The 24,523-nt window shown below is 61.1% G+C and carries 20 protein-coding genes; 8 read left to right on the top strand and 12 right to left on the bottom strand.

Going from position 1 to position 24,523, the window contains the following annotated elements; genetic code table 11:
* Positions 1–8: 8 nt before the first annotated feature.
* Positions 9–1,382 (bottom strand): GH1 family beta-glucosidase, encoded by a 1,374-nt coding sequence (locus FFM53_RS16335; protein ID WP_138390600.1) that lies wholly within the window; start codon positions 1,380–1,382, stop codon positions 9–11.
* 215 nt (positions 1,383–1,597) lie between these two features.
* Here FFM53_RS16335 and FFM53_RS16330 point away from each other — a divergent pair, with 215 nt between their 5' ends.
* Positions 1,598–2,002, top strand: coding sequence for a DoxX family protein (locus tag FFM53_RS16330; protein WP_138333267.1), 405 nt, complete (start codon positions 1,598–1,600; stop codon positions 2,000–2,002).
* Between the two features lie 91 nt (positions 2,003–2,093).
* Here the strand turns inward: FFM53_RS16330 and FFM53_RS16325 are convergent, their stop codons facing one another.
* From FFM53_RS16325 to FFM53_RS16305, 5 genes are all read right to left on the bottom strand, one after another.
* The gene (locus tag FFM53_RS16325) at positions 2,094–3,281 is read right to left on the bottom strand and encodes a Gfo/Idh/MocA family protein (protein ID WP_138333264.1); all 1,188 of its coding nucleotides are present in this window, start codon (positions 3,279–3,281) and stop codon (positions 2,094–2,096) included.
* A 194-nt stretch (positions 3,282–3,475) separates the two neighbouring features.
* Positions 3,476–4,531 (bottom strand): sugar phosphate isomerase/epimerase family protein, encoded by a 1,056-nt coding sequence (locus FFM53_RS16320; RefSeq protein WP_064249390.1) that lies wholly within the window; start codon positions 4,529–4,531, stop codon positions 3,476–3,478.
* Between the two features lie 250 nt (positions 4,532–4,781).
* The gene (locus FFM53_RS16315) at positions 4,782–5,729 is read right to left on the bottom strand and encodes a substrate-binding domain-containing protein (protein WP_138333259.1); all 948 of its coding nucleotides are present in this window, start codon (positions 5,727–5,729) and stop codon (positions 4,782–4,784) included.
* A gap of 83 nt (positions 5,730–5,812) precedes the next feature.
* Positions 5,813–6,817: an ABC transporter permease gene (locus tag FFM53_RS16310; RefSeq protein ID WP_138390601.1), complete on the bottom strand. Its 1,005-nt coding sequence runs from the start codon at positions 6,815–6,817 to the stop codon at positions 5,813–5,815.
* A 77-nt stretch (positions 6,818–6,894) separates the two neighbouring features.
* Positions 6,895–8,421 (bottom strand): sugar ABC transporter ATP-binding protein, encoded by a 1,527-nt coding sequence (locus FFM53_RS16305; protein WP_138390602.1) that lies wholly within the window; start codon positions 8,419–8,421, stop codon positions 6,895–6,897.
* A gap of 170 nt (positions 8,422–8,591) precedes the next feature.
* Between FFM53_RS16305 and FFM53_RS16300 the strand changes: the two genes are divergently transcribed.
* Positions 8,592–9,623, top strand: a complete 1,032-nt coding sequence (locus tag FFM53_RS16300) for a LacI family DNA-binding transcriptional regulator (protein ID WP_138333254.1) — start codon at positions 8,592–8,594, stop codon at positions 9,621–9,623.
* Positions 9,624–9,703: 80 nt separating this feature from the next.
* Here FFM53_RS16300 and xylA read toward each other — a convergent pair whose 3' ends face one another.
* From xylA to FFM53_RS16275, 5 genes are all read right to left on the bottom strand, one after another.
* Positions 9,704–11,014, bottom strand: coding sequence for a xylose isomerase (gene xylA / locus FFM53_RS16295; protein ID WP_138390603.1), 1,311 nt, complete (start codon positions 11,012–11,014; stop codon positions 9,704–9,706).
* A 48-nt stretch (positions 11,015–11,062) separates the two neighbouring features.
* The gene (gene xylB / locus FFM53_RS16290; protein WP_138390604.1) at positions 11,063–12,514 is read right to left on the bottom strand and encodes a xylulokinase; all 1,452 of its coding nucleotides are present in this window, start codon (positions 12,512–12,514) and stop codon (positions 11,063–11,065) included.
* Positions 12,515–12,535: 21 nt separating this feature from the next.
* Positions 12,536–13,558, bottom strand: coding sequence for a LacI family DNA-binding transcriptional regulator (locus tag FFM53_RS16285; RefSeq protein ID WP_138390605.1), 1,023 nt, complete (start codon positions 13,556–13,558; stop codon positions 12,536–12,538).
* Positions 13,559–13,762: 204 nt separating this feature from the next.
* Complete coding sequence (locus FFM53_RS16280; RefSeq protein ID WP_138390606.1) at positions 13,763–15,361, bottom strand: DHA2 family efflux MFS transporter permease subunit; 1,599 nt, start codon at positions 15,359–15,361, stop codon at positions 13,763–13,765.
* A gap of 27 nt (positions 15,362–15,388) precedes the next feature.
* Entirely contained in the window at positions 15,389–16,600 is a 1,212-nt protein-coding gene (locus tag FFM53_RS16275) for an HlyD family secretion protein (RefSeq protein ID WP_138390607.1), read from the bottom strand.
* Between the two features lie 151 nt (positions 16,601–16,751).
* Between FFM53_RS16275 and FFM53_RS16270 the strand changes: the two genes are divergently transcribed.
* The 5 genes from FFM53_RS16270 to lysS all read left to right on the top strand — a co-directional run bounded on the left by FFM53_RS16270 (position 16,752) and on the right by lysS (position 22,574).
* The gene (locus FFM53_RS16270) at positions 16,752–17,432 is read left to right on the top strand and encodes a TetR/AcrR family transcriptional regulator (RefSeq protein ID WP_138390608.1); all 681 of its coding nucleotides are present in this window, start codon (positions 16,752–16,754) and stop codon (positions 17,430–17,432) included.
* 105 nt (positions 17,433–17,537) lie between these two features.
* Positions 17,538–18,377, top strand: coding sequence for an AraC family transcriptional regulator (locus FFM53_RS16265; protein WP_138390609.1), 840 nt, complete (start codon positions 17,538–17,540; stop codon positions 18,375–18,377).
* 216 nt (positions 18,378–18,593) lie between these two features.
* Entirely contained in the window at positions 18,594–19,343 is a 750-nt protein-coding gene (locus FFM53_RS16260) for a TerC family protein (RefSeq protein ID WP_018072717.1), read from the top strand.
* Positions 19,344–19,588: 245 nt separating this feature from the next.
* A complete protein-coding gene (gltX, locus tag FFM53_RS16255) occupies positions 19,589–21,055 on the top strand; it encodes a glutamate--tRNA ligase (protein ID WP_138390610.1) in 1,467 nt (488 codons plus the stop codon).
* 22 nt (positions 21,056–21,077) lie between these two features.
* Positions 21,078–22,574, top strand: a complete 1,497-nt coding sequence (gene lysS / locus FFM53_RS16250) for a lysine--tRNA ligase (RefSeq protein WP_138390611.1) — start codon at positions 21,078–21,080, stop codon at positions 22,572–22,574.
* Positions 22,575–22,742: 168 nt separating this feature from the next.
* Here lysS and FFM53_RS16245 read toward each other — a convergent pair whose 3' ends face one another.
* Entirely contained in the window at positions 22,743–23,495 is a 753-nt protein-coding gene (locus FFM53_RS16245) for an SDR family NAD(P)-dependent oxidoreductase (RefSeq protein WP_138390612.1), read from the bottom strand.
* Positions 23,496–23,627: 132 nt separating this feature from the next.
* Between FFM53_RS16245 and FFM53_RS16240 the strand changes: the two genes are divergently transcribed.
* Entirely contained in the window at positions 23,628–24,518 is an 891-nt protein-coding gene (locus FFM53_RS16240; RefSeq protein ID WP_138390613.1) for an AraC family transcriptional regulator, read from the top strand.
* Positions 24,519–24,523 lie beyond the last annotated feature (5 nt).

Raw genomic sequence — 24,523 nt, 5'->3', positions numbered from 1 at the left:
AAGCGCCCCTAACCCGGCTTGTGATTGCCCTTCGGGAATTTGGCCGCAAGTTCGCGATACCATTTGCCGCTCTTTTTTACCGTGCGTACCTGGGTCTCATAATCGACATGGACGAGACCGAAGCGCATGCGGTAGCCTTCCGCCCATTCGAAATTGTCCATCAGGCTCCAGGCGAAATAGCCGCGTAGGGGATAGCCGTCCTTGATGAGGCCGGCAACGATTTCGAGGTGATCGCCGACATAGTCGAGGCGCATCGTATCGTCGACCTCGCCGTCGACGACATCGGTGTTGTCGCAGGCGCCATTCTCGGTGATGTAGCATTCCGGCAGCTCGTAGCGGCGGTAGAGGTCCTCGACCGAGAGCTTCAGGCCCGGCGCATAGATTTCCCAGCCGATATCGGTCTTGACGTCGCTTGCCGGCGGCGCTTCCACCGTCCAGGGGAAATCGCCTTTGCGTTCGGCATCGTCGGTGACCCGCTCGGGCTTATAATAGTTCAGGCCCCACCAATCGAGTTTCTGGCTGATGAGCTTCAGGTCGCGATCCTCGATGACGGGCATGCGGTCGCCGAGCGCCGCGATGAATTCCTGCGGATATTCACCCTTGAAGACGGGATCGAAGAAAGCGCCGTTGTGGAACTGATGCGCACGCTCGCCGGCGGCAAGATCGGCTGGGCTATCGGAGCCAGGAATGATCGAGGCGGCATTGAGGACGAGCCCGACCGGCACGTTGGGGGCTTCCGAGCGGATCGCCTCGACGCCGAGACCGTGGGCAAGGTTCATGTAATGCATGGCATGAAGGGCGGCCTGCATGTTGCGCTCGCCGGGAGCATGGATGCCGTAGAGGTGGCTGAGCCAGACGATGCACCAGGGTTCGTTGAAGGTCGCGACCCGGTCGAGGCGATCGCCAAGGCGGCTCATCACCGTCTTGGCATAGCGCTGAAACGCATAGGCAGTCGAGCGCGCAGTCCAGCCGCCCTCGCCGGCGAGCAACAGAGGCAGGTCCCAATGGTAGAGCGTCGCAAAGGTCTTGATGCCGCGCGCCTTGCAGCCGTCAACCAGCCGGTCGTAGAAATCGAGGCCGGCCTCGTTCACCGGACCCGTACCGTCGGGGATAATGCGCGGCCAAGCGATCGAGAACCGGTAGGCTTCGACACCCATCTCCTTGATGAGATCGAGGTCCTGCTCCAGGCGATTATAGTGATCGCAGGCGATATCGCCGTTATCGCGATTATGGACACGGCCGGGCATATTGCAGAAAGCATCCCAGATGGATGGCTTGCGGCCATCGGCCTTGCTGGCGCCTTCGATCTGGAAGGCGGCGGTGGCGACGCCGAAGGTGAAGTCGCCGGGAAAGCGCTCTGCGAGTTTCTTCGGATCGATCATCTGTAAATCCTATCTCTAGGTTGAGGCCGTTTGGCGGGATTTAGCCAAGCGTGAAGGCAAAGTACAGGTCGGCGTCGAGAAAAACTGCAACGTTGCAGGAAACGCCTACTTCTCCACCCTCCCCCACTCATAACGGCAATGTCAGCAGTCGTGACTTGCTGTTGGGACCACGACCTTTACACGGGAAATGGCATCACAAATATGAAAGGAATCCAATGCTGTCTTCGATCCATCTGCTGCAGCCCCATCTGCTGAGCTTGCTGCGCATTGTCTCGTCGCTTGTGCTTTTCAGCTACGGAACGCAGAAGATTTTGCATTTTCCGATTGCGGCAAGCGTGCCGCCCGTCGGCTCGCTTTCCTGGGTTGCTGGGCTTATCGAACTCACGCTCGGCTTCCTGGTCCTGGTGGGATTCCAGACCCGTATCGCAGCCTTCGTGCTCTCGGGCCTGATGGCCTTCGCCTATTTCATCGGGCATGCGTCGAAGGGCATCTATCCCGCCCAGAACGGCGGCGTGGCGGCAATCCTGTTCTGCTTCGTGTTTCTTTATCTGGTGGCGGCAGGTGCCGGACCGTTGAGCGTCGACAACCTGCTAAAGCGTGGCCGCACTGCAGCGGCCTGATCAGAAATAAAACAAAAACGCCGAGGCGACTTCAGACGAGGTCGCCTCGGCGTTTTTCATTGGGCGACGGCAATGACGCGGATCATTAAATTCAGAGCTTGACCCAGGCGCCATTCTTCTTCGAAGACGCGACGCAGGCTTCGACGAAGGCCACACCCTTCACGCCGTCATCGACGGTGGGGTAGACCACTGCCTTGTCGACGGCCTTGCCCTTCTTGCGGGCGTTGATCGCATGCGCGGCTTCGGTATAGATCGTCGCAAAGGCTTCGAGATAACCTTCCGGATGCCCTGATGGCACGCGCGTGACACGACCGGCAGCAGCGCCTGAACCGGCGCCGCCCCGGGTGATCAGCCGCTTCGACTCGCCGAACGGCGTGTACCACAAGTAGTTTGGGTCCTTCTGGGTCCATTCCAGCCCGCCCTTGGTACCGTAGACGCGCACCATCAGGCCATTTTCATGGCCGGGCGCCACCTGGCTGCACCAGAGCATGCCCTTGGCCGGCTTCTCAGAGCCCTTCGCCTTGAAGCGCAGCATGACATGCGCATTATCGTCCAGCCGGCGGCCCGGAACGAAACTGTCGAGATCGGCGGCGAGGCTGTCGAGCTCCAGGCCGGTGATGAAGGCGGCGAGATTATAGGCATGCGTGCCGATATCGCCGGTCGAGCCGCCGACGCCGGACTGCGCCGGATCGGTGCGCCAGGCGGCCTGCTTCTGGCCGGTTTGTTCAACCGCTTCCGTCAACCAGTCCTGCGGATATTCGGCCTGGACGACGCGGATGTCGCCGAGTTCGCCATTCGCGATCATCTCGCGCGCCTGGCGCACCATCGGATAGCCGGTGTAATTATGCGTCAGCACGAAGAGCGCCCCGCTCTCGTCGGCGACCTTCTTCAGCTTCTTCGCATCGGCAAGGTTGGATGTCAGCGGCTTGTCGCAGATGACATGGATGCCGCGCTTGAGGAATTCCTTGGCCGCATCGTAATGCACATGGTTCGGCGTGACGATCGCCACCGCCTCGATGCCGTTCTTCAGCTTCGCCTCGCGGATCGCCATCTCGCGATAGCTGGAATAGGTCCGCGACGGATCGAGGCCGAGGTCGCGGCCGGATGCGATCGCCTTGTCGGCCGAAGCCGACAGCGCGCCGGCGATGAGATCGTACTGATCGTCGATGCGTGCCGCGATACGGTGTACCGCGCCGATAAACGCGCCCGCGCCGCCGCCCACCATGCCGAGCCGGATGCGCGGCTCGCGTGTCTGTTCGGATGATGCTTCGATTGCCATTGATTCCTCCTGAAATTAAACTTGGTGCGGATGCGCCCCTCATCCGGCTGCCGCCACCTTCTCCCCGTAAACGGGGCGAAGGGACCGTGTCGCACCCTCTCCGTTCCCCGCTCGCTCTCGCAAGGCACGTCCCCCCGTCTTTTACGGGGAGAGGGTTAGGGTGAGGGGCAAGAGCCACCAACCGGCGTGTGCTGTTAAGAAAGCCCCAGCATCCGCCGGTTCGCCGCCTGGTCCGTGCCGCTGCCGGCGAAATCGTCGAAGGCTTTCTCGGTGACGCGGATGATATGCGCGGCGACGAATTCGGCGCCTTCGCGGGCACCGTCTTCCGGATGCTTCAGCGCGCATTCCCATTCGACCACGGCCCAGCCGTCGAAATTATTCGCCGTCATCTTCGAGAACACCGCGCCGAAATCGACCTGGCCGTCGCCAAGCGAACGGAACCGGCCGGCACGTTCGACCCAACCTTGATAGCCACCGTAGACGCCCTGGCGCCCGGTCGGATTGAACTCCGCATCCTTGACGTGGAACATCTTGATGCGGTCCTTGTAGATGTCGATGTTGTCGAGATAATCGAGGCACTGCAGGACGTAGTGCGAGGGATCGTAGAGCATGTTGGCGCGCGGATGGTTCTTCACCCGCTCCAGGAACATCTCGAAGGTGATGCCGTCATGCAGGTCCTCGCCCGGGTGGATCTCGTAGCAGACGTCGATGCCGTTCTCGTCCGCATGGTTGAGGATCGGCGTCCAGCGACGGGCGAGTTCGTCGAAGGCAGTCTCGACCAGACCGGCAGGACGCTGCGGCCAGGGATAGATGAAGGGCCAGGCAAGCGCGCCGGAGAAGGTCGCATGCGCCTTGAGCCCGAGGTTTTTGGATGCCGTCAGCGCCATCTTGACCTGCTCGACTGCCCATTCCTGACGCGCCTTCGGATTGCCGCGCACCTCCGGTGCAGCGAACCCGTCGAAGGCTTCGTCATAGGCCGGGTGAACGGCGACGAGCTGGCCTTGCAGGTGAGTGGAGAGTTCGGTGATCTCGATGCCGTTTTCGCGAGCCTTGCCGGCGAATTCGTCGCAATAGGCCTTGGACGTGGCAGCCTTCTTCAGATCGATCAGCTGGCTGGCCCAGGTCGGCACCTGGACGCCCTTGTAACCGATGTCGGCCGCCCATTTGGTGATCGCGTCCCAAGAGTTGAAAGGAGCAGTATCGCCCGCGAACTGGCCAAGGAAAAGGCCGGGGCCCTTGATCGTCTTCATGTCAGATTCCTCCCTGAATATCGACCGTAAACGTTTCTGAGATGTTGTAGCACGCTATTTGGCGGGAGCAAGGCGCCTCCTCGCCCTTGGCTCGTGATTTGGCGCGAGGCCAGATGCGATATGGCTGCGAGCTAATCACGATGGGCTTTGGCGGGCAAGAGGTACGTGCAGCATTTTCGGCCAGCCACTGTATGGAAGCATAAAAAATGCGCCCATCCTTTCGAATGGGCGCATGTCTCAAGTCGATGGATTAGAACGGCGAATCCGGGAAATAGAAGTCCTTGGCATTCTCCTTGGTGACGAGCGTCGCATCGAGAATGTAGCTGCCATGAACCGGGACCTGATCGTAGAGGGCCGCCGCCGTCAGCTCCATCGCCGTGCCGACCATTGCCGGCGGATAGAGAACGTCGACCGGGATCAGCTTGTCGCCGTCCATGACCTTCTTGACCATGTCCTTGGAGCCGGCGCCAGCGACGACATACTTGATGTCGGTGCGCTTGGCCTGCTCGATCGCCTGCAGAACGCCGACGGCCATGTCGTCATCCTGGCACCATACGACGTCGATCTTCTGGTACTTGGTCAGGTAGTCCTGCATGACCTTGAAGGCATCGTCGCGGTTCCAGTTGCCGTACTGGCGGTCGAGAACCTTGACGTTCGAGCCGGCAATGCCCTTGTCGAAGCCGTCCTGGCGCTGCTGGTCGATCGGGATCGGCAGACCGCGGATGATCACCACCTCGGCGTCCGGCGTTGTGTCCTTGATGTACTTGCCGGCGACTTCGCCGAGAGCCGGATTGTTGCCGGCGACATAAAGGTCGCGCACGGAATTGTCGTTGTTGCTCGGCGCACGGTCGACGAGGGCGACGAACTTGCCCTTGCCCTTGACTTCCTTGATGGCGTTGACGAGCGGATCCGGGTCCGACGGCAGGATGACGAGGGCGTCGATGCCCTGCGTATCGAGATCCTGCACGGCGTTGGCCTGGCTTGCGGCGTCCGGCGAGGTCTTGACGATGACATTGAGACCGGGATGTTCGGCCATCAGCAGCTTGGCGACACGTTCGGCATGGAACACGACGCCCGACGTCCAACCGTGGTCGGCGGCTGGAATGGATACGCCGATCGTGAATTTCTTGTCCTGGGCGTGAGCGACGCCGGCGAACGTCACCGCCGCAACCGCCAGGCCCAACATCAATTTACGCATTCTATTTCCTCCCAATAACTTCAGGGACTTTTCCATACGGGACCGGACGCCCTGTAAGCCCGGTCAATTCATGATTTGCCAATTTATGATTTACGCACCAGCGAGCGCTGGACGAACATGGCGATGATGATGATCGCACCCTGGATGGCGCCGATCAGATACTCGCTGATGAAATTCGAAAGCAGCATGATGTTGCCGACGAGTTCGAGAATGAAGGCGCCGCAGATCGTGCCCCAGACCCTGCCCGCGCCGCCCTTCAGCGCGGTACCACCGACGACGACGGCCGTAATCGCCTGCAGTTCCCACAGGATGCCCGTCGTCGCCGACGTCGAGCCGAGACGGGGAACGTAGAGCAACACGGCAATGGCGACGCACAGCCCCTGGATGACGAAGGCGATCGTCCTGACGCGATTGACCGCGATGCCCGAATAGCGAGCGACATCGCTGTTCGATCCGACCGCGACGACATGGCGCCCGTAGCGGGTGCGATAGAGGATGAAGGCCGCAACCGCCGTCACCGCCAAAATCACCGCAATCGGCACCGGCACGCCGGCGATATTGCCGAAATAAGCCGGACGATAGAGCGTCTGGATATCGGCGGAGCGAAGCGTGATCGCGCCGCCCTGCGACAGCCATGTCGTCAGGCCGCGATAGATGCCCATTGTGCCGAGCGTCGCGATGAAGGGCTCGATCCTGCCCACCGTCGTGATCAGGCCGTTCGCCAGGCCGCAAAGCGCACCGGCGACGATCGTGAAGACGGCCGCGACCGTCAGCATCAGGGCCGGGTTTTCGATGGCGCCCGAATTCATCAGCAGGATCATCAGGCTGGCGACGAAGGCCACCATCGAGCCGACCGACAGGTCGAGATCGCCTGCAGATATCACGAAGGTCGCACCGACCGCGATAATGGCGATGAAGGCGCTGCGTGTCGCGACATTGGCAAGGTTGGTGATGCCGATGAAATTAGGATTGACCAGGGCTCCGACGATCAGCAGCAGTGCCAGGGCGACAAAAGGCGCGACTGCACGCAGGTCGACATCCCGCCAGGATCGGCGCCGGATTTCCCTGGTCTCCTCGTTGACACTCATTTCCAAAACCAACCTCCCGCCCCATATTTTCTGGGCATCTTATGTGTCGTCCTGATCGGCGAAGCCTGCTTCAGCCCTCAGGCGGCCGCCTTCTTCTTGAGCCCGGCGGCGTAACGCATGATCTCCTGCTCGGAAATCTCGTCTCCCTCGAGCACGCCGACGATACGCCCTTCGCGCATCACCGCCACTCTGGTGCAGAGGCCGATGACCTCCGGCATCTCCGACGACACGACGATGATCGACCGGCCGTCCCGGGCGAGTGCCGAGATGAAATGATAGATCTGCTGCTTGGTGCCGACATCGATGCCGCGCGTCGGCTCGTCGATGATGATGATGTCAGGCTCGGTCTCCATGACCTTGGCAAGCAGCAGCTTCTGCTGGTTCCCACCCGACATGCGGCCGGCGACGATATTGCCGTCACGAACCCTGATGTCGAAGCGGCGCTTGGCCTTGGCCATTGCGGCCGCTTCACTGCCCGGGCTGAGATAGCCGTGACGAGCATGCCTTCCGAGCGATTGCAGTGTCAGATTGGTCACCATGCCGGAGCGCAGCAGCAGGCCTTTCGACTTGCGGTCCTTGGTCATATAGGCGAGCCCGCAGCGATTGGCGGCATGCACGTCGCCGGAGGGAACCGTTTCCCCCTTGATGATTACCTCGCCCTCGAGACGGGTCCGCAACCCGGCGATCGCTTCCATCAGCTCGGTACGACCAGAGCCGATCATGCCTGAAAAACCGATGATCTCGCCCTTGCGCACCTCGAAGCTCGCATCCTTCACATAGCCCGTCGACACCGAGGCGACGCTGAGGACGATTTCCTCGTCGACATCAGGCTCGACCTTGGCGGGATAGAGGCTGGAAAGTTCGCGACCGACCATCAACTGCGCGATCGATTCCCCGTCCAGAATGGATGTCGGCGATGTCTTGATCCACTGGCCATCCCGCAGCACGGTGACGCGGTCGGTCAACTCCATCACCTCGTCGAGCTTGTGGGACACGAAGACGAAGCTGGTACCCTGATCGCGCAGCTTGCGAACCTGCTTGAAGAGCATACTGGTCTCTTCCCGCGACAGCACGGCGGTCGGCTCGTCCATGAATACCACCCGCGCGTCGCGGCTGATTGCCTTGGCGATTTCGACCATCTGCTTGTCGGCGATGGAAAGCGTGCTGATCAGCGCATTCTCATCGACATGCGAACCGAGCACGTCGAGAACCTTGCGGGTCTCCGACCGCATATATTTGCGGTCAAGCACGCCGAAGCGCGTGACTTCGCGCCCAAGGAAGAGGCTCTCCGTCACGGTCAGATGGTCGGCGAGGTTGAATTCCTGGTGAATGATGACGATGCCGAGTGCCTCGGCGGCGCCGTTGGGCGGCAGGACGACAGGCTTGCCGTCGAGCAGGATTTCGCCGGAACTCGGCTGTTCGAAACCGGACAAAACCTTGACAAGCGTGGACTTGCCGGCGCCGTTTTCACCCATGAGTGCATGGATTTCGCCGGCGCGGAGATCGAAGTTCACGCTGAAGAGGACCTGCACTCCACTGAAGGATTTGCATATGCGCCTGGCGGACAGCACCACGGGTGCGGTGTCGGCGGTCTCCACGGTCATCTGGTCCTCCCCAAAGCGGCTCCCGGTCCGCTCTGGCGCCTTATGTAAACCTTTACATACATCGTGTAAAGGTTTACATCGTTGATTTACACAGATCAGTTGAAGCCCGCCTTTGACCTCTCGACAAGTCTGTGTAGTGTCGCGGCGAAGACAGCCCAAGGCAGAGCTCAGTGTCGAATTCCACGCCCGCAACCATCGAAGACGTCGCCCGGATCGCCGAGGTCTCCATCGCGACGGTTTCCCGGGCAATCCACATGCCGGAAAAGGTCGCCAACTCCACGCGCCTCAAGGTCAACCAGGCGATCGCCATCACCGGCTATACGACCAACGCCATGGCGCGCAGCCTGAGGCTCGGCCGTTCCAACATGATCCTCGTCGTGGCGCCCGATATCGGCGATCCCAATTTCTCCAACATTCTCGTCGGGCTGGAGAACGAAGCGCGCGCGCACGGCTACGGCATCCTGATCGGCCACACGCAGAACGACGCCCAGCGCGGTCTCGAATATCTGAAATTCCTAAATTCCAACCAGGCTGCCGGGCTGATCCTCTTCACCGGCATCCTGCCCTTCGGGCATCAGACGATGACCGCGCGGCTGCCGCCGAGCGTCGGCGTTTTCGAGCCCGTCTTCAACGGCGGCATTCCCTATGTCGGCGTCGACGATACCGAGGGCGCTCGCAAAGCGGTAGACCTGCTGCTGGCCGAAGGGCATCGCAAGATCGCCTTCATCGGCGATTCGCGCACCCGGCTTGCCTATACCAGGCGCCGTATGGGTTACGATGCCGGTCTCGATGCCGCCGGCATCCCGCCCGACAACAGGATCGTGCTGGAAGGCGACGGCACGATCGAAAGCGGGCGGCATGCGGTCGAACAGCTTTTCATGCGCGACACGCTTCCAACCGCCTTCATGTGCGTCAACGACCAGACGGCGATCGGCGTCATGGTCGGGCTCGGCGCGCGAGGCTACGACATTCCGCGGGATTTCTCGGTGACCGGTTTCGACGATGTACCGCAGGCCGTCTTCATATCCCCACCGCTGACCACGATCCGCCAGCCGAGAACGGCGATCGGCAAGCAGGCAATGGCGCTGCTGCTGGAACTTCTGTCCGATGGCCGGCCGACCGAAACGGAAATCCTGCTGCGGCCGGATCTGGTGGTTCGAAACTCCGTCTCGGCACCGTCGCGCAACTGGTCGAAACGGTAAACCAATTGAGGCTGAAGGTTTTGCGCCGTCGCCGCCTGGAGAGGGTTGTGCCGGCGACCAATGGCCGCCGGCGCTGATCGTCAGACGTAACGGTTGACGACGTTCTCCAGCAGTTCCTGCTTGCCCGATCTTGGCTGCGGGTTGACGTCCTTGCTCTCGACCCAATGGGCGATCTCGTCCAGCGAATATTCGCCGCGGAAGAGCTTCTGACTTTCAGCCGAATCCCAGCCGGCATAACGATCGGCGAGCGGCTGCGACAGAGCCTTGTCCTCGATCATCTTGGCGGCGGCCTTCAGGCCGCGAGCGCAGCAATCCATGCCGCCGATATGACCGATCAGCAGATCCGCCGGGTCGAGAGACTGGCGGCGCAGCTTCGAGTCGAAGTTGGTGCCACCGGTCTTGAAGCCGCCACCAGCCAGAACATGGTAGTAGGCGAGCGCCATTTCGGGAACATTGTTCGGGAACTGGTCGGTATCCCAGCCGGACTGGTAGTCGTTGCGGTTCATGTCGATCGAGCCGAAGATGCCGAGCGCATTGGCAAGCGCCAGCTCGTGCTCGAAGGAGTGGCCGGCAAGGATCGCGTGGCCCTGCTCGATATTGAGCTTCACCTCGTTTTCAAGGCCGTGCTTCTTGAGGAAACCATAGACGGTCGCGACGTCGTAATCATACTGGTGCTTGGTCGGCTCCTGCGGCTTCGGCTCGATCAGGATCGTGCCCTTGTAGCCGATCTTATGCTTGTATTCGACAACGAGGTTGAGGAAGCGTCCGAGCTGGTCGAGCTCGCGGCCGATATCGGTGTTGAGCAACGTCTCGTAACCTTCGCGGCCGCCCCAAAGCACGTAGTTCTCGCCGCCGAGCTTCTGCGTGGCGTCGATGCAGGTCTTGACCGTCGCAGCAGCGAAAGCAAAGACATCCGGATCCGGATTGGTGGCTGCACCCGACATATAGCGGCGGTGGGAGAAGAGGTTCGCTGTGCCCCAGAGCAGCTTGGTGCCGGTTGCGGCCTGCTTCTCGGCGAAATAATCGACGATCTCGTTGAGGTTTTTTGTGTTTTCGGCAAAGTTCTTGCCTTCCGGACGCACGTCGGCATCGTGGAAGCAGTAATAGGGCGAGCCGAGCAGCGAGAAGAATTCGAAGGCGACGTCAGCCTTGAGCTTGGCGGCCTTCATCGTGTCTTCGAACCAGGGACGCAGGAAAGTCTGACCGCCGAAGGGATCGCCGCCCGGCCAGGTGAAGGTGTGCCAATAGGCCACGGCAAAGCGCAGATGGTCTTCCATGCGCTTGCCCATGACGATCTCGTCCGGCTGGTAATGGCGGAAGGCCAGCGGATTGGTGCTGTCGGGGCCTTCGTATTTTACTTTCTGGATATCGCCGAAAAATCCGGTGCTCATGTTGGTTCTCCTTGGGTTCGTATCTTTTCGAAGTTCTGAATTGTTGGCCTACGCCAGCGACTTGATCGCCGGATAGAGCGCCCGGTAGCGCTTGTAGGCGTCCTCATAAGCGCCGCTCAGTGCCGACACCGGCTCGATCGTTCCAGCCGTCACCGGCGGCGTGCAAACCGCAATCGGATCCGCGCCCGTTGCCGCGATCAGGCCGAGGCGGGCAGCGCCGAAGGCCGCGCCGAAATCGCCGTCGGCCGGCAGGTCGACCGGAACGCCGAGGGCGGTCGCGATCGACGCCAGCCAGTAACGCGAGCGCGAACCGCCGCCGATTGCCGTGACGCGGGATATGCCGGTGCCGGCCGAACGCAGCGCTTCGAGATTGTCGCGAATGGCGAAGGCGACACCTTCGAGCACCGCCTGGGTAAGAACGACACGGCTGCTTTCATGTTCGAGGCCGATGAAGGCGCCGCGGATGACAGCATCATTGTGCGGCGTGCGCTCCCCGGAGAGATAGGGCAGGAAGGTGACACCGGTGGGCGCCTTCAGCGTCTCGCCGAGTTCGCCGGTGAGATCGGCGGCCGACTTGCCGGTCACCCCGGAATGCCAGTTGAGCGCGTCGGTGGCCGACAGAATGACACCCATCTGGTGCCAGGTGTTCGGCAGCGCGTGGCAGAAGGCATGCACGGCGCTTTCCGGCTTCGGCAAATAGGAAGCGTTGGCGGCAAAAAGCACGCCCGAGGTGCCGAGCGAGACGAAGGCAGCACCATCGCTGACCGTGCCCATGCCGCAGGCCGAGGCCGCATTGTCGCCGGCACCGCCGGCCACGACGACATCACCTGATATACCCCATTGCGCCGCCAGTTCGGACCGCAGCTTACCGGCCTGTTCGGTGCCTTCGACGAGCGCCGGCATCTGCTCCTCGGAAAGGTTGGTGGCGGCCAGCAGTTCGGAGGACCAGACACGTTTGCCGGTGTCGAGCCAGGAGGTGCCGGCCGAATCCGACATTTCCGAGATATAGTCGCCGGTCAGCCAGAGACGCAGATAGTCCTTCGGCAGGAGAACCTTGGCGATCTTGGCGAAGACATCGGGCTCATGCTTCTCGATCCAAGCGAGCTTCGGCGCCGTAAAGCCGGGGAAGACAATGTTGCCGGTGAGTGCACGAAAGCGCGGATCGGCATCGAGTGCAACTGCCTCGACGTAGCTGCGCGTGTCATTCCAGAGGACGCACGGGCGCAGCACCTTGTCGGTCGCATCGATAAGCGTTGCGCCATGCATCTGGCCGGAAAGGCCGATGCCCTTGACCGCCGCCAACTCCTTCGGATGTTTTGCCTTGAGGCCGGCGACAGCCTCCTCCGTGGCGCGCACCCAGTGGGCCGGCTCCTGCTCCGACCAGCCGGAATGCGGACGCGAGACGTCGAGCGAACCGTTGGCCGAGCCGACGATCTTCTGATCACCGTCGATCAGCATCGCCTTGACGCCGGAGGTTCCGAGATCGAGACCCAGATACATGTGGTATTTCTCCCTTTGCCGTTACGGCAGATTGTCTTTCAGGAATATGTCGAGGCGGATGCGCTCCTGCGCTTCGATGACGGCAAGCCCGTCCGCCTTGGCCTTCAGCACGCGGATCGCACTGCGCACCTCATGGCCGGCATCCTGGTTGAGGATCGCATCGATCGTATTGTCGATGAGTGCTGCGCGCGTATGAGCGGTCAGTTCGTGGGCAATCACGGTCAGCACGCGGTCGACGGCCTTCTCCTTTAGCGCCCGGATCAGGCCGCGATTGCCGGCGCCGAGGCTGTAGACGCCGATGATGCCGGCATTCCCGAGCGCGTCGGCAACGAGCCTGTGGGCGACCTCAGGGTCGTCGCGGCCTTCGAGAACCGGCAGGATCGCAAGATCGGGAAATTCCTTGGCCATGACAGCGGTGAAGCCCTCCAGCCGCTCGCGATGGTCGCGCACCAGCATGGAGCCGGCGAGCACGGCGATTTCACCCTTTCGCGGCCCGAGAAACCGCCCGAGCAGGCGGGCGGCCGTTCGGCCGGCGGCGATATTGTCGACGCCGGCATAGTGATGGCGCAGCGACCCCGTGAGATCGGAAACCAGGGTGACGATGGGAAAGCGCTCGCGCACCAGCCTGTCGACGGCGGCGCGCACATCAGGCGCATCGGTCGCAACCAGCGCGATTCCGCAGGGCCTTTCGCGGGAAAGCTCTTCGAGCACGGAGACGAGGGCGGCCGGATCGAAGGCCGGCACCTCGATGGTGCGGATATTGGTGCGCTCGGCCGACGATCGGAGGACTGCCTGGCGGATCTCGGCATTGAGCCCGTGCATGAAGGAGTTGTCGCTGGCCGGCAGGATGAAGACCAGCGGATAGGTGCGCCCTTTGGCAAGATTGGCGGCGGCGACGTCTCTGACATAACCGAGCTCGCGGATCGCGGTCTCGACCTTTTCCCGCGTGACGTGGCGCACACCGGGACGCTGGTTGAGAACCCGGTCAACGGTCGCCAGACTGACACCGGCCGCAGCGGCTATATCGTGAACGGTTGGCCTCATCATTCCTCCTGACGAGACCATTAGCGCCAATTTTGATGTACGTAAATCAAAAAATCGACCGGGCGGGTTTCCGCATCGTTTTCCCGGCATGTTCGCTTCGGACCGATCCGGTGGCGATGATCGACCTGATGACATAGCGGCCTGGAAACGGCAAACAAAAAGGCCCTCCGAAGAGGGCCTTTTCAAGGGGCGGCAGGCCGGAGGTCAGTGGCCGCCACCGCCTCCCCCGCCTTGCGGCGCGGGTTTCTTGATCATGGCGACACCGAGGATCATGGCAAGGAAGAGTGCGGTCAGGATCAGGAACACATCACTGAAGGAAAGAATGATCGCCTGCTTGGTGGCAAGACCAACCATCTGCTTGATCGCAACGGAGGCGCCATCCATGCCATAGGTGTTGAAATTGGCGGCCATGTTGTTCATCTGGTCGATCACCGCCGGATTGCCCCAATCCATGTTCTCCCGCAGCCGCTCGTAGTGCACGTCCTGCCGGTTGGTCAGCACAGTATTGATGACGGCAAGGCCGACGGCGCCGCCGAGATTTCTGGTCAAGTTGAACAGGCCGGACGCGCCGCGGATGCGCGAGGGCGGCATCGTGCCGAGCGCGATATTGTTGATCGGCACCATGCACATCATCAGCCCGAAGCCGCGCAGGATCTGCGGGATGAAGAGCTCGTAGAAATCCCAATCCGCCGTCAGATGCATCATGATGAAGGTGCCGGCGGCGAAGCTGACGAAGCCGATCACCATCATCATGCGCAGATCCATCTTGGTCGACAGCCGCCCGGCGATCGGCGCGGTGAAGAACATCGCAAGCCCGGAGACGAACATCGTCTCGCCGATCATCAGTGAATCATAGCCGCGGATGCGCCCGAGATAGACCGGATAGATATAGGTGAGACCATAGAGGCCGATGCCCATGACGAAGGAAAACACCGAGCCGAAGGAGAAATTCCGGTTCGAAAAGGCCTTGAGGTCGACAACGGGGAAATCCACCGTGAAGGCGCGATAGAAGAAGACGATGGCTGCAACGCCGGAGGCAACCGCTGCGATGGTGATGAAACTGTCGTTGAACCAGTCGTTCGAATTGCCCTCTTCGAGCACATATTCCAGCGCGCCGAGGAAGACACCCATCGAGATCAGACCCCACCAGTCGAACTTCTTGAAGAGCGACAGTTCCGGCTTGTCGAAATCGATGAAGTTCCAGGTGACGATCGTGACGATGATGCCGGGCACGATGTTGACGAGGAACAGCCAGTGCCAGGAAAAGGCATGGCTGAGATAACCGCCGACGGTCGGGCCGATGGTCGGCGCCAGCGTCGCGATCAAGCCGATGATCGGCGAGACGATGCTGCGCTTCGACGGCGGGAAGATGGTGAAGGCGGCCGCGAAGACCGACGGGATCATGCCGCCGCCGATGAAGCCCTGGATGACCCGGTAGACGATCATCTGGTCGATATTCGTCGCCGTCGCGGCAAGCGCACTCGCCATGGTGAAGCCGGCGGCCGAGATCGCAAAAAGATAACGCGTCGAGATGATCCGCGCCAGCGTGCCCGAGAGCGGGATCATGATCACTTCGGCGATCAGATAGGACGTCTGCACCCAGCCGATCTCGTCGCTGCCGGCCGAAAGGCCGGCCTGGATTTCGGCAAGCGAGGCCGAGACGATCTGGATGTCGAGGATCGACATGAACATGCCGAGCACCATCGCGAAGAAGGCAATGAGCTTCTTCGGATCCATGCGCTCGTCGGCATGGGCGGGTGCCGCCGGAATCGTCCCCGCCGTTGCTGTCGCGCTCCCGGCCATCAGATCACCTCTGCCTTTCCTGAAGGCTTACTTGCTCGGCGCCGTACGGGTGTCGACGTCGACGACGACGCTCAGGCCCGCGCGCAGACGGCCGCTGTCGAGCGCATCCTGCGGCAGCGCGATGCGCACCGGCACGCGCTGGATCACCTTGGTGAAGTTGCCCGTGGCATTTTCCGGTGGCAGCAGCGAAAAGACCGAGCCGGAAGCCGGCGAGATCGATTCGACGGTGCCGACGATCGGATGATCGCTATAGGCATCGACCTGGACGTTGACCTTCGAGCCCGGCACCAGATGCTGAATCTGCGTTTCCTTGAAATTGGCGTCGATATAGAGCTGGCGCACCGGAACGAGCGCCATCAGGCGCTGGCCGGGAGAGACGAGGTCGCCTTCCTGGACGGAGCGGTTGCCGACAATGCCGTCATAAGGCGCCTTGAGCACGGTGAAGGAGAGGTCACGGACGGCCTTGTCGCGCGAAATCTCAAGCGAACGGACCGAGCCTTCGGCTTCCTTGCGCTGGGCCTGGAGAATGGTGATGTTGGCCTGTGCGGCGGTGATGTTGGCGTCGCCGCCGGCAAGATTGGCCTTGGCCTGGTCGAGGGCGATATTGGCGTTGTCGAGATCGGCGGCAGTGCCGACCGACTTCGCCTGAAGGTCGGTCTGGCGCTTCTGGGTGATCTCGGCACCGCGAACGGCCGCTTCGAGTGCCACCTTTTGCGCCCGCGCCTGCACGAGGCTCGCATTCGCACCTTCGATCTGCGCGTCGATACGCTGCAGCGAAAGCTGTTCGGTGACGATCTGGGCCTGGGCCAAGTCGAGGGCGTTCTGATAATCGCCGTTATCAAGCGTGGCAAGCACGTCGCCCGCTTTGACTTCCTGGTTGGCGACAACGTTCACCTTCGCGACGTAGCCCGTGACCTTCGGCGAAATCGTTGCGATATCGCCTTCGATATAGGCGTCGTCGGTCGACACCATGAAGCGGCCGTTCGTCCACCATTCGTAACCATACCAGCCGCCGCCCGCGAGAAGGGCGAGCACGACGATCGGCAGCACCGGGCTGCGGCGCTTCTTCGCAGCCGCGGGTGCGGCAACCGAAGCCGGCGCCGACTGTGCGGGAGCAGAGGGAACTTCGCGGGCTTCCGCCGTCGGAGCTTCTACAGCCGCGACCTCGGCCTTTACCTCTTCGGTTCCGGCGTTTTCGCTGACGATACGCGCGACGTTGCTCTTCTGGTTGCTCGACATGGCCACTTAACCGATCTGGAGTAAATAATCGAACTGAACGGTTCGGTTCAGTTGACTTAAACCTGTTTTATCGTCATATCAAGATGTATAGAACCAATCGGTTCGATTTCTTTTAAACAAAATGCGAAACCGTCAACACGGTTAAGAGGACATGACGCTGACACCCGACCACGCCGCCGTATTCAGTCCTCCCGCTGCCGGAGGCCGATTTGCCGCAGGCGAAGATCCGGCCAAGCGCCAGCAGATTCTCGCCGGCGCCAAGCGAGTCTTCATGAAGATGGGGTTCGACGCCGCCAGCATGAACGACGTGACCCGCGAGGCCGGAGTCTCCAAGGGAACGCTCTACGTCTATTTCACCAACAAGGAAGAACTGTTTTCGGCGATGATCGAGGCCGAGCGCGCCGCCTTCGTGGCGGCCGTGCGCACGGCGCTTGCCGAACATGACGATCCCGAAGCCGGGCTGTACGAATTCGGGATAAGCTTTGTCACCCATATGACCGATGAAAAGGTCATCAGCGCGATGCGCACCGTTCTCGGTGTTCGCGACCGCATGCCGGTACTCTGTCAACGCTTCTTCAAGGGTCCGGAAAATCTGCGCACCATCATGCGCGACTTCCTGGAACGCCACATCGCCGAAGGGAGGTTTGAGATCGACGACATCGATCTGGCCGCCGGCCAGTTCCTCGATCTCGCCAGCGGTAGTTTCTTCAAGCTCCGCCTGTTCGGAAGCATGGAAGAACCGCCGTCGCGCGATGAAATCGAGCGCGTCATCCGCGGCGCGATCCGGGTCTTCATGGCCGCCTACGGCGCGCGCCGGCACGAGACCGCCTGACCACACCCTTGACCGCCGCGCTCCATCGGCCAGAATCCCGCAATAGCGATCAAATCCGGCTGCCGGCCTTCCGCTAAGGAAGAAGCTGCAACCAGGAGAATGAGAATGAGCGCCGTCGGACGGGCGATCTGGTTCATCGAGAGCCATTTCGAAAGCGATATATCGCTGGTAGAGATATCGGAAGCAGCCGGATTGTCGCGCTACCATCTGTCGCGCGTCTTCGGGCTCGTCACCGGTCACTCGATCAGCGGCTATATAAGAGGGCGCCGCCTCAGCCGCGCCGTGCCGGCGTTGGTCGGCGGTTCATCCACCATTCTCGAGGTTGCGCTTTGCGCCGGCTACGGCTCGCACGAAGCCTTCACCCGTGCCTTCCGCGACCAGTTCGGCATGACGCCGGATGCGGTGCGCAGACAGGGGCACGCCCGTAACCTTACCTTGCTGGAGCCGATCAGAATGGACCCCGCCCACCTCAACGACCTCGAACCGCCCCGCTTCGAAACCCTTCAACCGATGCTGTTTGCCGGCTTGCAGGAGACCTACCCCTATGGCGGCAATGCCGCCATCCCCTCCCTCTGGCAGGAATTCAATGCCCATTTCGGTCATATCTCCGGCCAGAAAGGCAACGTCGCCTACGGCATCTGCACCCACATCGATGGTGAAGCAGAGAAATTCCGCTATATGGTCGCGGTCGAAATTTCCGATGCCGGCGATCTGCCGGCCGATTTTGCAACGCTCAAGCTTCCAGGCCAGCGTTACGTCGTCTTTGCTCACCGTGGCCATGTCTCCGGCATTCCGGCGACGATGAACCGGATATTTGGCGCATGGTGGCCGACCTCCGGCCTGGAGCACGGCGAGACACCCGACATGTTCGAACGCTACGACGAGCGCTTCGACCCCTATACCGGCATGGGCGTCACCGAAATCTGGTTGCCGATCAGAGCATGATACCGAAAAAGTGCGAGCGGTTTTCGGACGACATCCTGCTCTAACTCTTTAATTTAGAGCAGGATTCAAATTTAAGGCCGACCCGGCCTTAAATCCTGTTCTAGGGAATAAAAGTCACATCGGTTTCGTATACCCCCTTGCGGCGCTTGCCTGGAAGGCCGGCGACATTACATTGCGAGCGTCATTACTCATGTGACGCAAAGGGGATATATGCTGATGCAGGAAATCATGACGCTCATTCAGGATCCGGCCGCCTGGGTGGCGCTCATCACGCTGGTGGTGATGGAAGTCGTTCTCGGGATCGACAACCTGATCTTCATTTCCATTCTCACCAACAAACTGCCGCCCGAGCACCGGGAGAAGGCCCGCAAGATCGGCATCGGTCTTGCGCTCGTCATGCGTCTCGCCCTGCTCGGCACCATCGCCTGGATCGTGCAACTGACCGAACCGCTGTTTGAAGCTTTCGGCCACGGCTTCTCCTGGAAGGATCTGATCCTGATTGCCGGCGGTCTGTTCCTCGTCTGGAAGGCCACCAAGGAAATCCACCACAGCGTCGATCCGGAAGATCACGGCGAGGACTTCATCGCAAGTTCGGCCACGACAGGCTTTGCATCGGCCATCGGCCAGATCCTGCTGCTCGACCTCGTCTTCTCCGTCGACAGCATCATCACTGCCGTCGGCATGACGCCACATCTGCCGATCATGGTGGTCGCCGTCGTCGCCGCCGTCACCGTCATGCTTGTTGCCGCGACCCCGCTTGCCAACTTCATCGAGAGGAACCCGACGATCGTCATGCTGGCGCTCGCCTTCCTGCTGATGATCGGCACGACGCTGATCGCCGAAGGCATGGGCTTCCATGTGCCGAAGGGCTACGTCTACGCCGCCATGGCCTTCTCGGCGCTGGTCGAGGTGCTGAACATGTTCGCGCGCAACGCCCGCAAGCGAAAACGCGACGCCGCGCATTGAGGCTTGGGCTGGAGGGCGCGGCGGAACCGGCGCGCCCTCACGCATTGCCATCAGGCCATTCCTGGCGTGTTTTTCTTGACGCGCCCGGTTGAATATGGCCTAAGGCCAGCCGAACGGACGATCGGCGGATAGTGCGGGCGCATGCCCTTTTTCCGGCCGGTTTGCCGATGAAGCTATCTGCATCCTTCCGGCCGTGCGTCGCTTTCCCATGAAAGCCGTCCGGCATTCATTGACGGGCACACACAATGACAGTTTCCGGGACAGCTACCGGCGTCCGCGTCCGCATCGCTCCCTCGCCGACCGGCGAGCCGCATGTCGGCACCGCTTACATCGCTCTTTTCAACTACCTTTTTGCCAAGAAGCATGGCGGCGAGTTCATCCTGCGCATCGAGGATACCGATGCGACGCGCTCGACCCCGGAATTCGAAACGAAGGTGTTGGACGCCCTGAAATGGTGCGGGCTGGAATGGAAGGAAGGCCCTGATATCGGCGGCCCCTACGGCCCCTATCGCCAGTCCGACCGCAAGGAAATGTACCAGCCTTACGGGCAGGAATTGCTGGACAAGGGCCATGCCTTCCGCTGTTTCTGCACACCCGCGCGGCTGGAGCAGATGCGCGAAACCCAGCGCGCCGCCGGCAAGCCGCCGAAGTACGATGGTCTCTGCCTGAATCTTGCGGCCGAGGAAGTCACCTCGCGTATGGCCGCCGGCGAGACGACCGTCATCCGCATGAAGATCCCGGCCGAAGGCTCCTGCGACTTCACGGACGGCGTCTACGGCGATGTCTCCATTCCGTGGGATTCGGTCGACATGCAGGTGCTCGTCAAGGCCGACGGCATGCCGACCTATCACATGGCCAACGTCATCGACGACCATCTGATGAAGATCACCCATGTGGCGCGCGGCGAGGAATGGCTGGCTTCGGTGCCGAAGCACATCCTGCTTTATCGCTATTTCGACTGGGATCAGCCGGTCTTCATGCATCTGTCGCTGATGCGCAATGCCGACAAGTCGAAGCTGTCGAAGCGCAAGAACCCGACCTCGATCTCCTATTACTCCGCGCTCGGCTATATCCCGGAAGCGCTGATGAACTTCCTCGGCCTGTTCTTCATCCAGATCGCCGAGGGCGAAGAGCTCCTGACGATGGACGAGCTCTCCGAGAAGTTCGACCCGGCAAACCTCTCCAAGGCCGGTGCGATCTTCGACATTCAAAAGCTCGACTGGCTGAACGGCCGCTGGATCCGCGAGAAGCTCTCCGAGGAGGAATTCCAGGTGCGTGTGCTGACCTGGGCGATGGAAAACGACCGCCTGAAGGAAGGTCTGCGCCTATCGCAGACACGCATTTCCAAGCTCGGCGAGTTGCCCGATCTTGCCGGCTTCCTGCTGAAGTCCGATCTTGGCCTGCAGCCTTCCGACTTCGCCAAGATCAAGTCGCCGCCGGAAGAGATCCTGGAGATCCTCAACACCGTTCAGCCGGATCTCGAAAAGATCCTGGAATGGAACGTCGAGACGATCGAGGCGGAACTGCGCGCGATCGCCGACCGCATGGGCAAGAAGCTGAAGGTCGTGGTCTCGCCGCTCTTCGTCGCCGTGTCCGGCTCGTCGCGCTCGCTGCCGCTCTTCGATTCCATGGCAATCCTCGGCCGGTCGGTCGTGCGTCAGCGCCTGAAGCTCGCCTCGCAGGCGGTCGCCGCCCTCGTCGGCTCGAAGTAAGAACAGTCAGAGGATTTCGACAATGGCTGACAACAAGACTGAAAACACCCTTTCCTCCGACGCGACGGAAGTGCGCGCTCAGAAGCTGAAGCTGCTGCGCGAGCAGGTCGGCGAGGTCTATCCGGCGCATTTCCACCGCACGATGACCAATGCCGAGCTCATCGCGAAGTACGAGAATCTGGAACCTGACGTCGAGACGCAGGATGTCGTCACTGTCGCCGGCCGCGTATACTCGTCGCGCAACTCTGGCATGTTCATGGACATCCACGATGCCGGCGGCAAGATCCAGATTTTCAGTCACAAGGACACGACCCCGGAAGAAGCCCGTGCGCTGCTGCCGATGATCGACATCGGCGACATCATCGGCGTCACCGGCATCGTACGCCGCACCAAGCGCGGCGAATTGACGATCAATGCCCAGAAGATCGAGATGCTGACCAAGTCGCTGCTGCCGATGCCGGAAAAGTGGCATGGCCTCTCCGACATCGAGCTGCGCTATCGCAAGCGCCATCTCGACATCATGACCAACGAGGATTCGAAGCTCCGCTTCCAGCAGCGCTCGAAGATCCTCTCCGGTATCCGCCGCTTCATGGAAAATGACGGCTTCATGGAAGTCGAGACACCGATGCTGCATTCGGTCTATGGCGGCGCCACCGCCGAGCCGTTCAAGACGCATCACAACACGCTGAAGCTCGACATGTACCTGCGCATCGCGCCGGAACTGTTCCTGAAGCGCACGCTGGTCTCGGGGCTGACCGACAAGGTCTTCGAGATCAACCGGAACTTCCGTAACGAGGGCGTTTCCACCCGGCACAATCCGGAATTCACCATGATGGAGTGTTACTGGGCCTATGCCGACTACGAGGACATCATGGACCTCGTCGAGCGGCTGTTCGAAAGCTTGGCGCTTTCCATTCACGGCACGACGGAATTTCCCTTCGGCGACAAGACCATGTCCTTCAAGGGCCCGTTCAAGCGCGTGCCGATGCCGGACGCCGTCAAGGAAGCGACTGGTATCGACTTCCGGGCCATCAAGACGGATGAAGAGGCCCGCGCCGCCGCCAAGGCTGCCGGCTTCGCGGTCGAGAAGGATTGGACCTGGGGTGAATGCCTCGCCTTCATCTTCGAAGAGAAGGTCGAGCAGACGCTGATCCAACCCTCGCACGTTACGCATTTCCCGAAGGATATTTCGCCTTTCGCCAAGGAAGTGCCGGGCGAGCCGCGCCTGGTCGAGCGTTTCGAGACCTATTGCAATGCCTGGGAACTCGGCAACGCCTTCTCGGAACTCAACGATCCCGAAGAGCAGCGCCGCCGCATGGTCGAGCAGCTCGAACAGGCGCATGCCCGCGGCGAAAAGGAAAAGCAGTTGGACGAGGAATTCCTCGACGCGATCGACCAGGGCATGCCGCCGGCAGGTGGCCTCGGCATCGGCGTCGACCGTCTCATCATGCTTCTGACCAATGCGCCGTCGATCCGCGACGTCATCCTCTTCCCGGCCCGCCGCAGCAAAACCGACTGAGAACAACATTGTTTAAATGAAAAACGGAGCGCCCGAAAGGACGCTCCGTTTTGTTTTAGGCAGACTGGTGAAGAACCGAGCCGATGGACCAAGACACTGTCAGCCGGCCCTTCAACCGGAATGACGTTATTTCGTTGGCTTGTGTCATGATCGCGCTCGTCACCACACTCAGATCATGTAGCCGCCGGCGACCTCGATCGTCTGCGCATTGATCCATGCGCCGTCGTCGGACGCGAGCATGGCGATGACGCGGCCGACATCCTCGGCTTCGCCGATACGGCCGAGAGCCGTCTGTGAGGCAAGCAACGCGGCGAACTCCGGGTTCTTGTCCAGTGCAGCGTCGGCAAGATTGGTGCGGATAGGACCGGGCGAGATAGCATTGGCGCGGATCCTGCGATCGCCGAACTCCTTCGCCTGATAGCGGGTCAACGTCTCAAGTCCGGACTTGAGGGCTGCATAGGGTGCAACACCTGCTGTTGCGACGCGAACGGAAGCGCTCGTTACATTGAGGATCACGCCGCCATCGACCATCAGCGGCAACAAGACCTGCGTCAGGAAGAACGGCCCTTTCAGGTGGACATTCATCAGAGCGTCGAACTGGCCCGTCGTCACCGTCTCCATGAGATTGAACATGCCGAAACCGGCATTGTTGACGAGGCAATCGAATGTATCCCGGCCCCAGTAAGTGGAAAGCAGCCTTTTAACTTCCGCCACGAAGGCCGGAAAGCTGTCGGCATCACCGACATCGAGGGCAAGCGCAACGGCCTGACCGCCTTCTGCCTTGATCGCGGCGATGACTTCATCCGCACCTGGTTTGTGGCTGTTATAGGTGAGAATGACACCCATGCCGCGCCTTGCGCATTCCTGCGCTGCCGATTGACCAATGCCACGGCTGCCGCCGGTAATGATTGCGATTTTCATTTCTGTCTCCTTTGCTTCGATGGCCGGAAGCTATGGGAAACAGCCGGTCTGCACTCCGCCGGAAACTGCCTCGTTCTTGCCTATTCCTGCTTTTGCCTTGCGCCGTGTCACTTGCTGGGTCAGGATTTCGCCATGCAAACAATGCTCGAAGAGATGCGCCGCTTGACGGCCCACGCTGAAAACCGCCCGACGGAAACCGGCATACCCGGTATCCTGATGGTCAAGGGGGAGATCCCCGAACACAAGCTCGGCGCCGTTTATGAGCCGATGGTCAACTTGATCCTTGATGGCAGCAAGACGCTGACGATCGCCGGTCAGGACTATTATTACGATTCAGCGAGCTACTTCGTGATATCGATCGATGTGCCGGCGACGGGCATGGTGCAGCAGGCAGGTCCCGACCGACCCTATATCGGCGTCAGCCTATCGCTCGACCCGGCAAAGGTCGCAGCGCTTCTCCTGGATCTTACGCCGCAATCCTACCAGGAGGAACAAACCGGCGGCTATTCCGTCTGTCGCATGACGCCGGAACTTCTGGGTGCCTGGCTGAGGATGCTGCTACTCATGGAGCGCCCGCAGGATATCCCTGCCCTTGCCCCGGCCTACGAACGCGAAATCCTCTATCGCGTGCTGCAGGGACCGCAGGGCTGGATGCTGCGCGATATCGCAGCACCCGATAGCGCCCTGTCGCGGATACGGCTCGCCATTCGCTGGGTTCGCGAGCACTATGCCGAAGCGGTCGAGGTCGAAAAACTCGCCGCCCTCACCGCCATGAGCGTCTCGGCCTTTCATCGCCATTTCAAGGCTGTGACGGCGATGAGCCCGATCCAGTTCCAGAAGCGTATCCGCCTGCTGCAGGCCCGCCAGCTTCTGATTTCCCAATCCGGAAACGCCTCCTCGGTCGCCTACTCGGTGGGCTACGAGAGCGCCTCGCAATTCACCAGGGAATATGCACGTTTCTTCGGCCAGCCGCCGGCGCGCGACGCCTCGCTGATAAGGGAAAATATCAGGCCTGCCGCCTGATGTTT

The sequence above is a fragment of the Rhizobium indicum genome (assembly GCF_005862305.2).
Taxonomy (GTDB): domain Bacteria; phylum Pseudomonadota; class Alphaproteobacteria; order Rhizobiales; family Rhizobiaceae; genus Rhizobium; species Rhizobium indicum.
Note: the sequence above shows the minus strand (reverse complement) of the source record. Positions and strands in the feature narration are given on the sequence as shown.

Coding starts and splice junctions, on each gene's coding strand:
- FFM53_RS16335 (WP_138390600.1), bottom strand. CDS start 1,382: ATGATCGATCCGAAGAAACTCGCAGAGCGCTTTCCCGGCGACTTCACC.
- FFM53_RS16330 (WP_138333267.1), top strand. CDS start 1,598: ATGCTGTCTTCGATCCATCTGCTGCAGCCCCATCTGCTGAGCTTGCTG.
- FFM53_RS16325 (WP_138333264.1), bottom strand. CDS start 3,281: ATGGCAATCGAAGCATCATCCGAACAGACACGCGAGCCGCGCATCCGG.
- FFM53_RS16320 (WP_064249390.1), bottom strand. CDS start 4,531: ATGAAGACGATCAAGGGCCCCGGCCTTTTCCTTGGCCAGTTCGCGGGC.
- FFM53_RS16315 (WP_138333259.1), bottom strand. CDS start 5,729: ATGCGTAAATTGATGTTGGGCCTGGCGGTTGCGGCGGTGACGTTCGCC.
- FFM53_RS16310 (WP_138390601.1), bottom strand. CDS start 6,817: ATGAGTGTCAACGAGGAGACCAGGGAAATCCGGCGCCGATCCTGGCGG.
- FFM53_RS16305 (WP_138390602.1), bottom strand. CDS start 8,421: ATGACCGTGGAGACCGCCGACACCGCACCCGTGGTGCTGTCCGCCAGG.
- xylA (WP_138390603.1), bottom strand. CDS start 11,014: ATGAGCACCGGATTTTTCGGCGATATCCAGAAAGTAAAATACGAAGGC.
- xylB (WP_138390604.1), bottom strand. CDS start 12,514: ATGTATCTGGGTCTCGATCTCGGAACCTCCGGCGTCAAGGCGATGCTG.
- FFM53_RS16285 (WP_138390605.1), bottom strand. CDS start 13,558: ATGAGGCCAACCGTTCACGATATAGCCGCTGCGGCCGGTGTCAGTCTG.
- FFM53_RS16280 (WP_138390606.1), bottom strand. CDS start 15,361: ATGGCCGGGAGCGCGACAGCAACGGCGGGGACGATTCCGGCGGCACCC.
- FFM53_RS16275 (WP_138390607.1), bottom strand. CDS start 16,600: ATGTCGAGCAACCAGAAGAGCAACGTCGCGCGTATCGTCAGCGAAAAC.
- FFM53_RS16270 (WP_138390608.1), top strand. CDS start 16,752: ATGACGCTGACACCCGACCACGCCGCCGTATTCAGTCCTCCCGCTGCC.
- FFM53_RS16265 (WP_138390609.1), top strand. CDS start 17,538: ATGAGCGCCGTCGGACGGGCGATCTGGTTCATCGAGAGCCATTTCGAA.
- FFM53_RS16260 (WP_018072717.1), top strand. CDS start 18,594: ATGCAGGAAATCATGACGCTCATTCAGGATCCGGCCGCCTGGGTGGCG.
- gltX (WP_138390610.1), top strand. CDS start 19,589: ATGACAGTTTCCGGGACAGCTACCGGCGTCCGCGTCCGCATCGCTCCC.
- lysS (WP_138390611.1), top strand. CDS start 21,078: ATGGCTGACAACAAGACTGAAAACACCCTTTCCTCCGACGCGACGGAA.
- FFM53_RS16245 (WP_138390612.1), bottom strand. CDS start 23,495: ATGAAAATCGCAATCATTACCGGCGGCAGCCGTGGCATTGGTCAATCG.
- FFM53_RS16240 (WP_138390613.1), top strand. CDS start 23,628: ATGCAAACAATGCTCGAAGAGATGCGCCGCTTGACGGCCCACGCTGAA.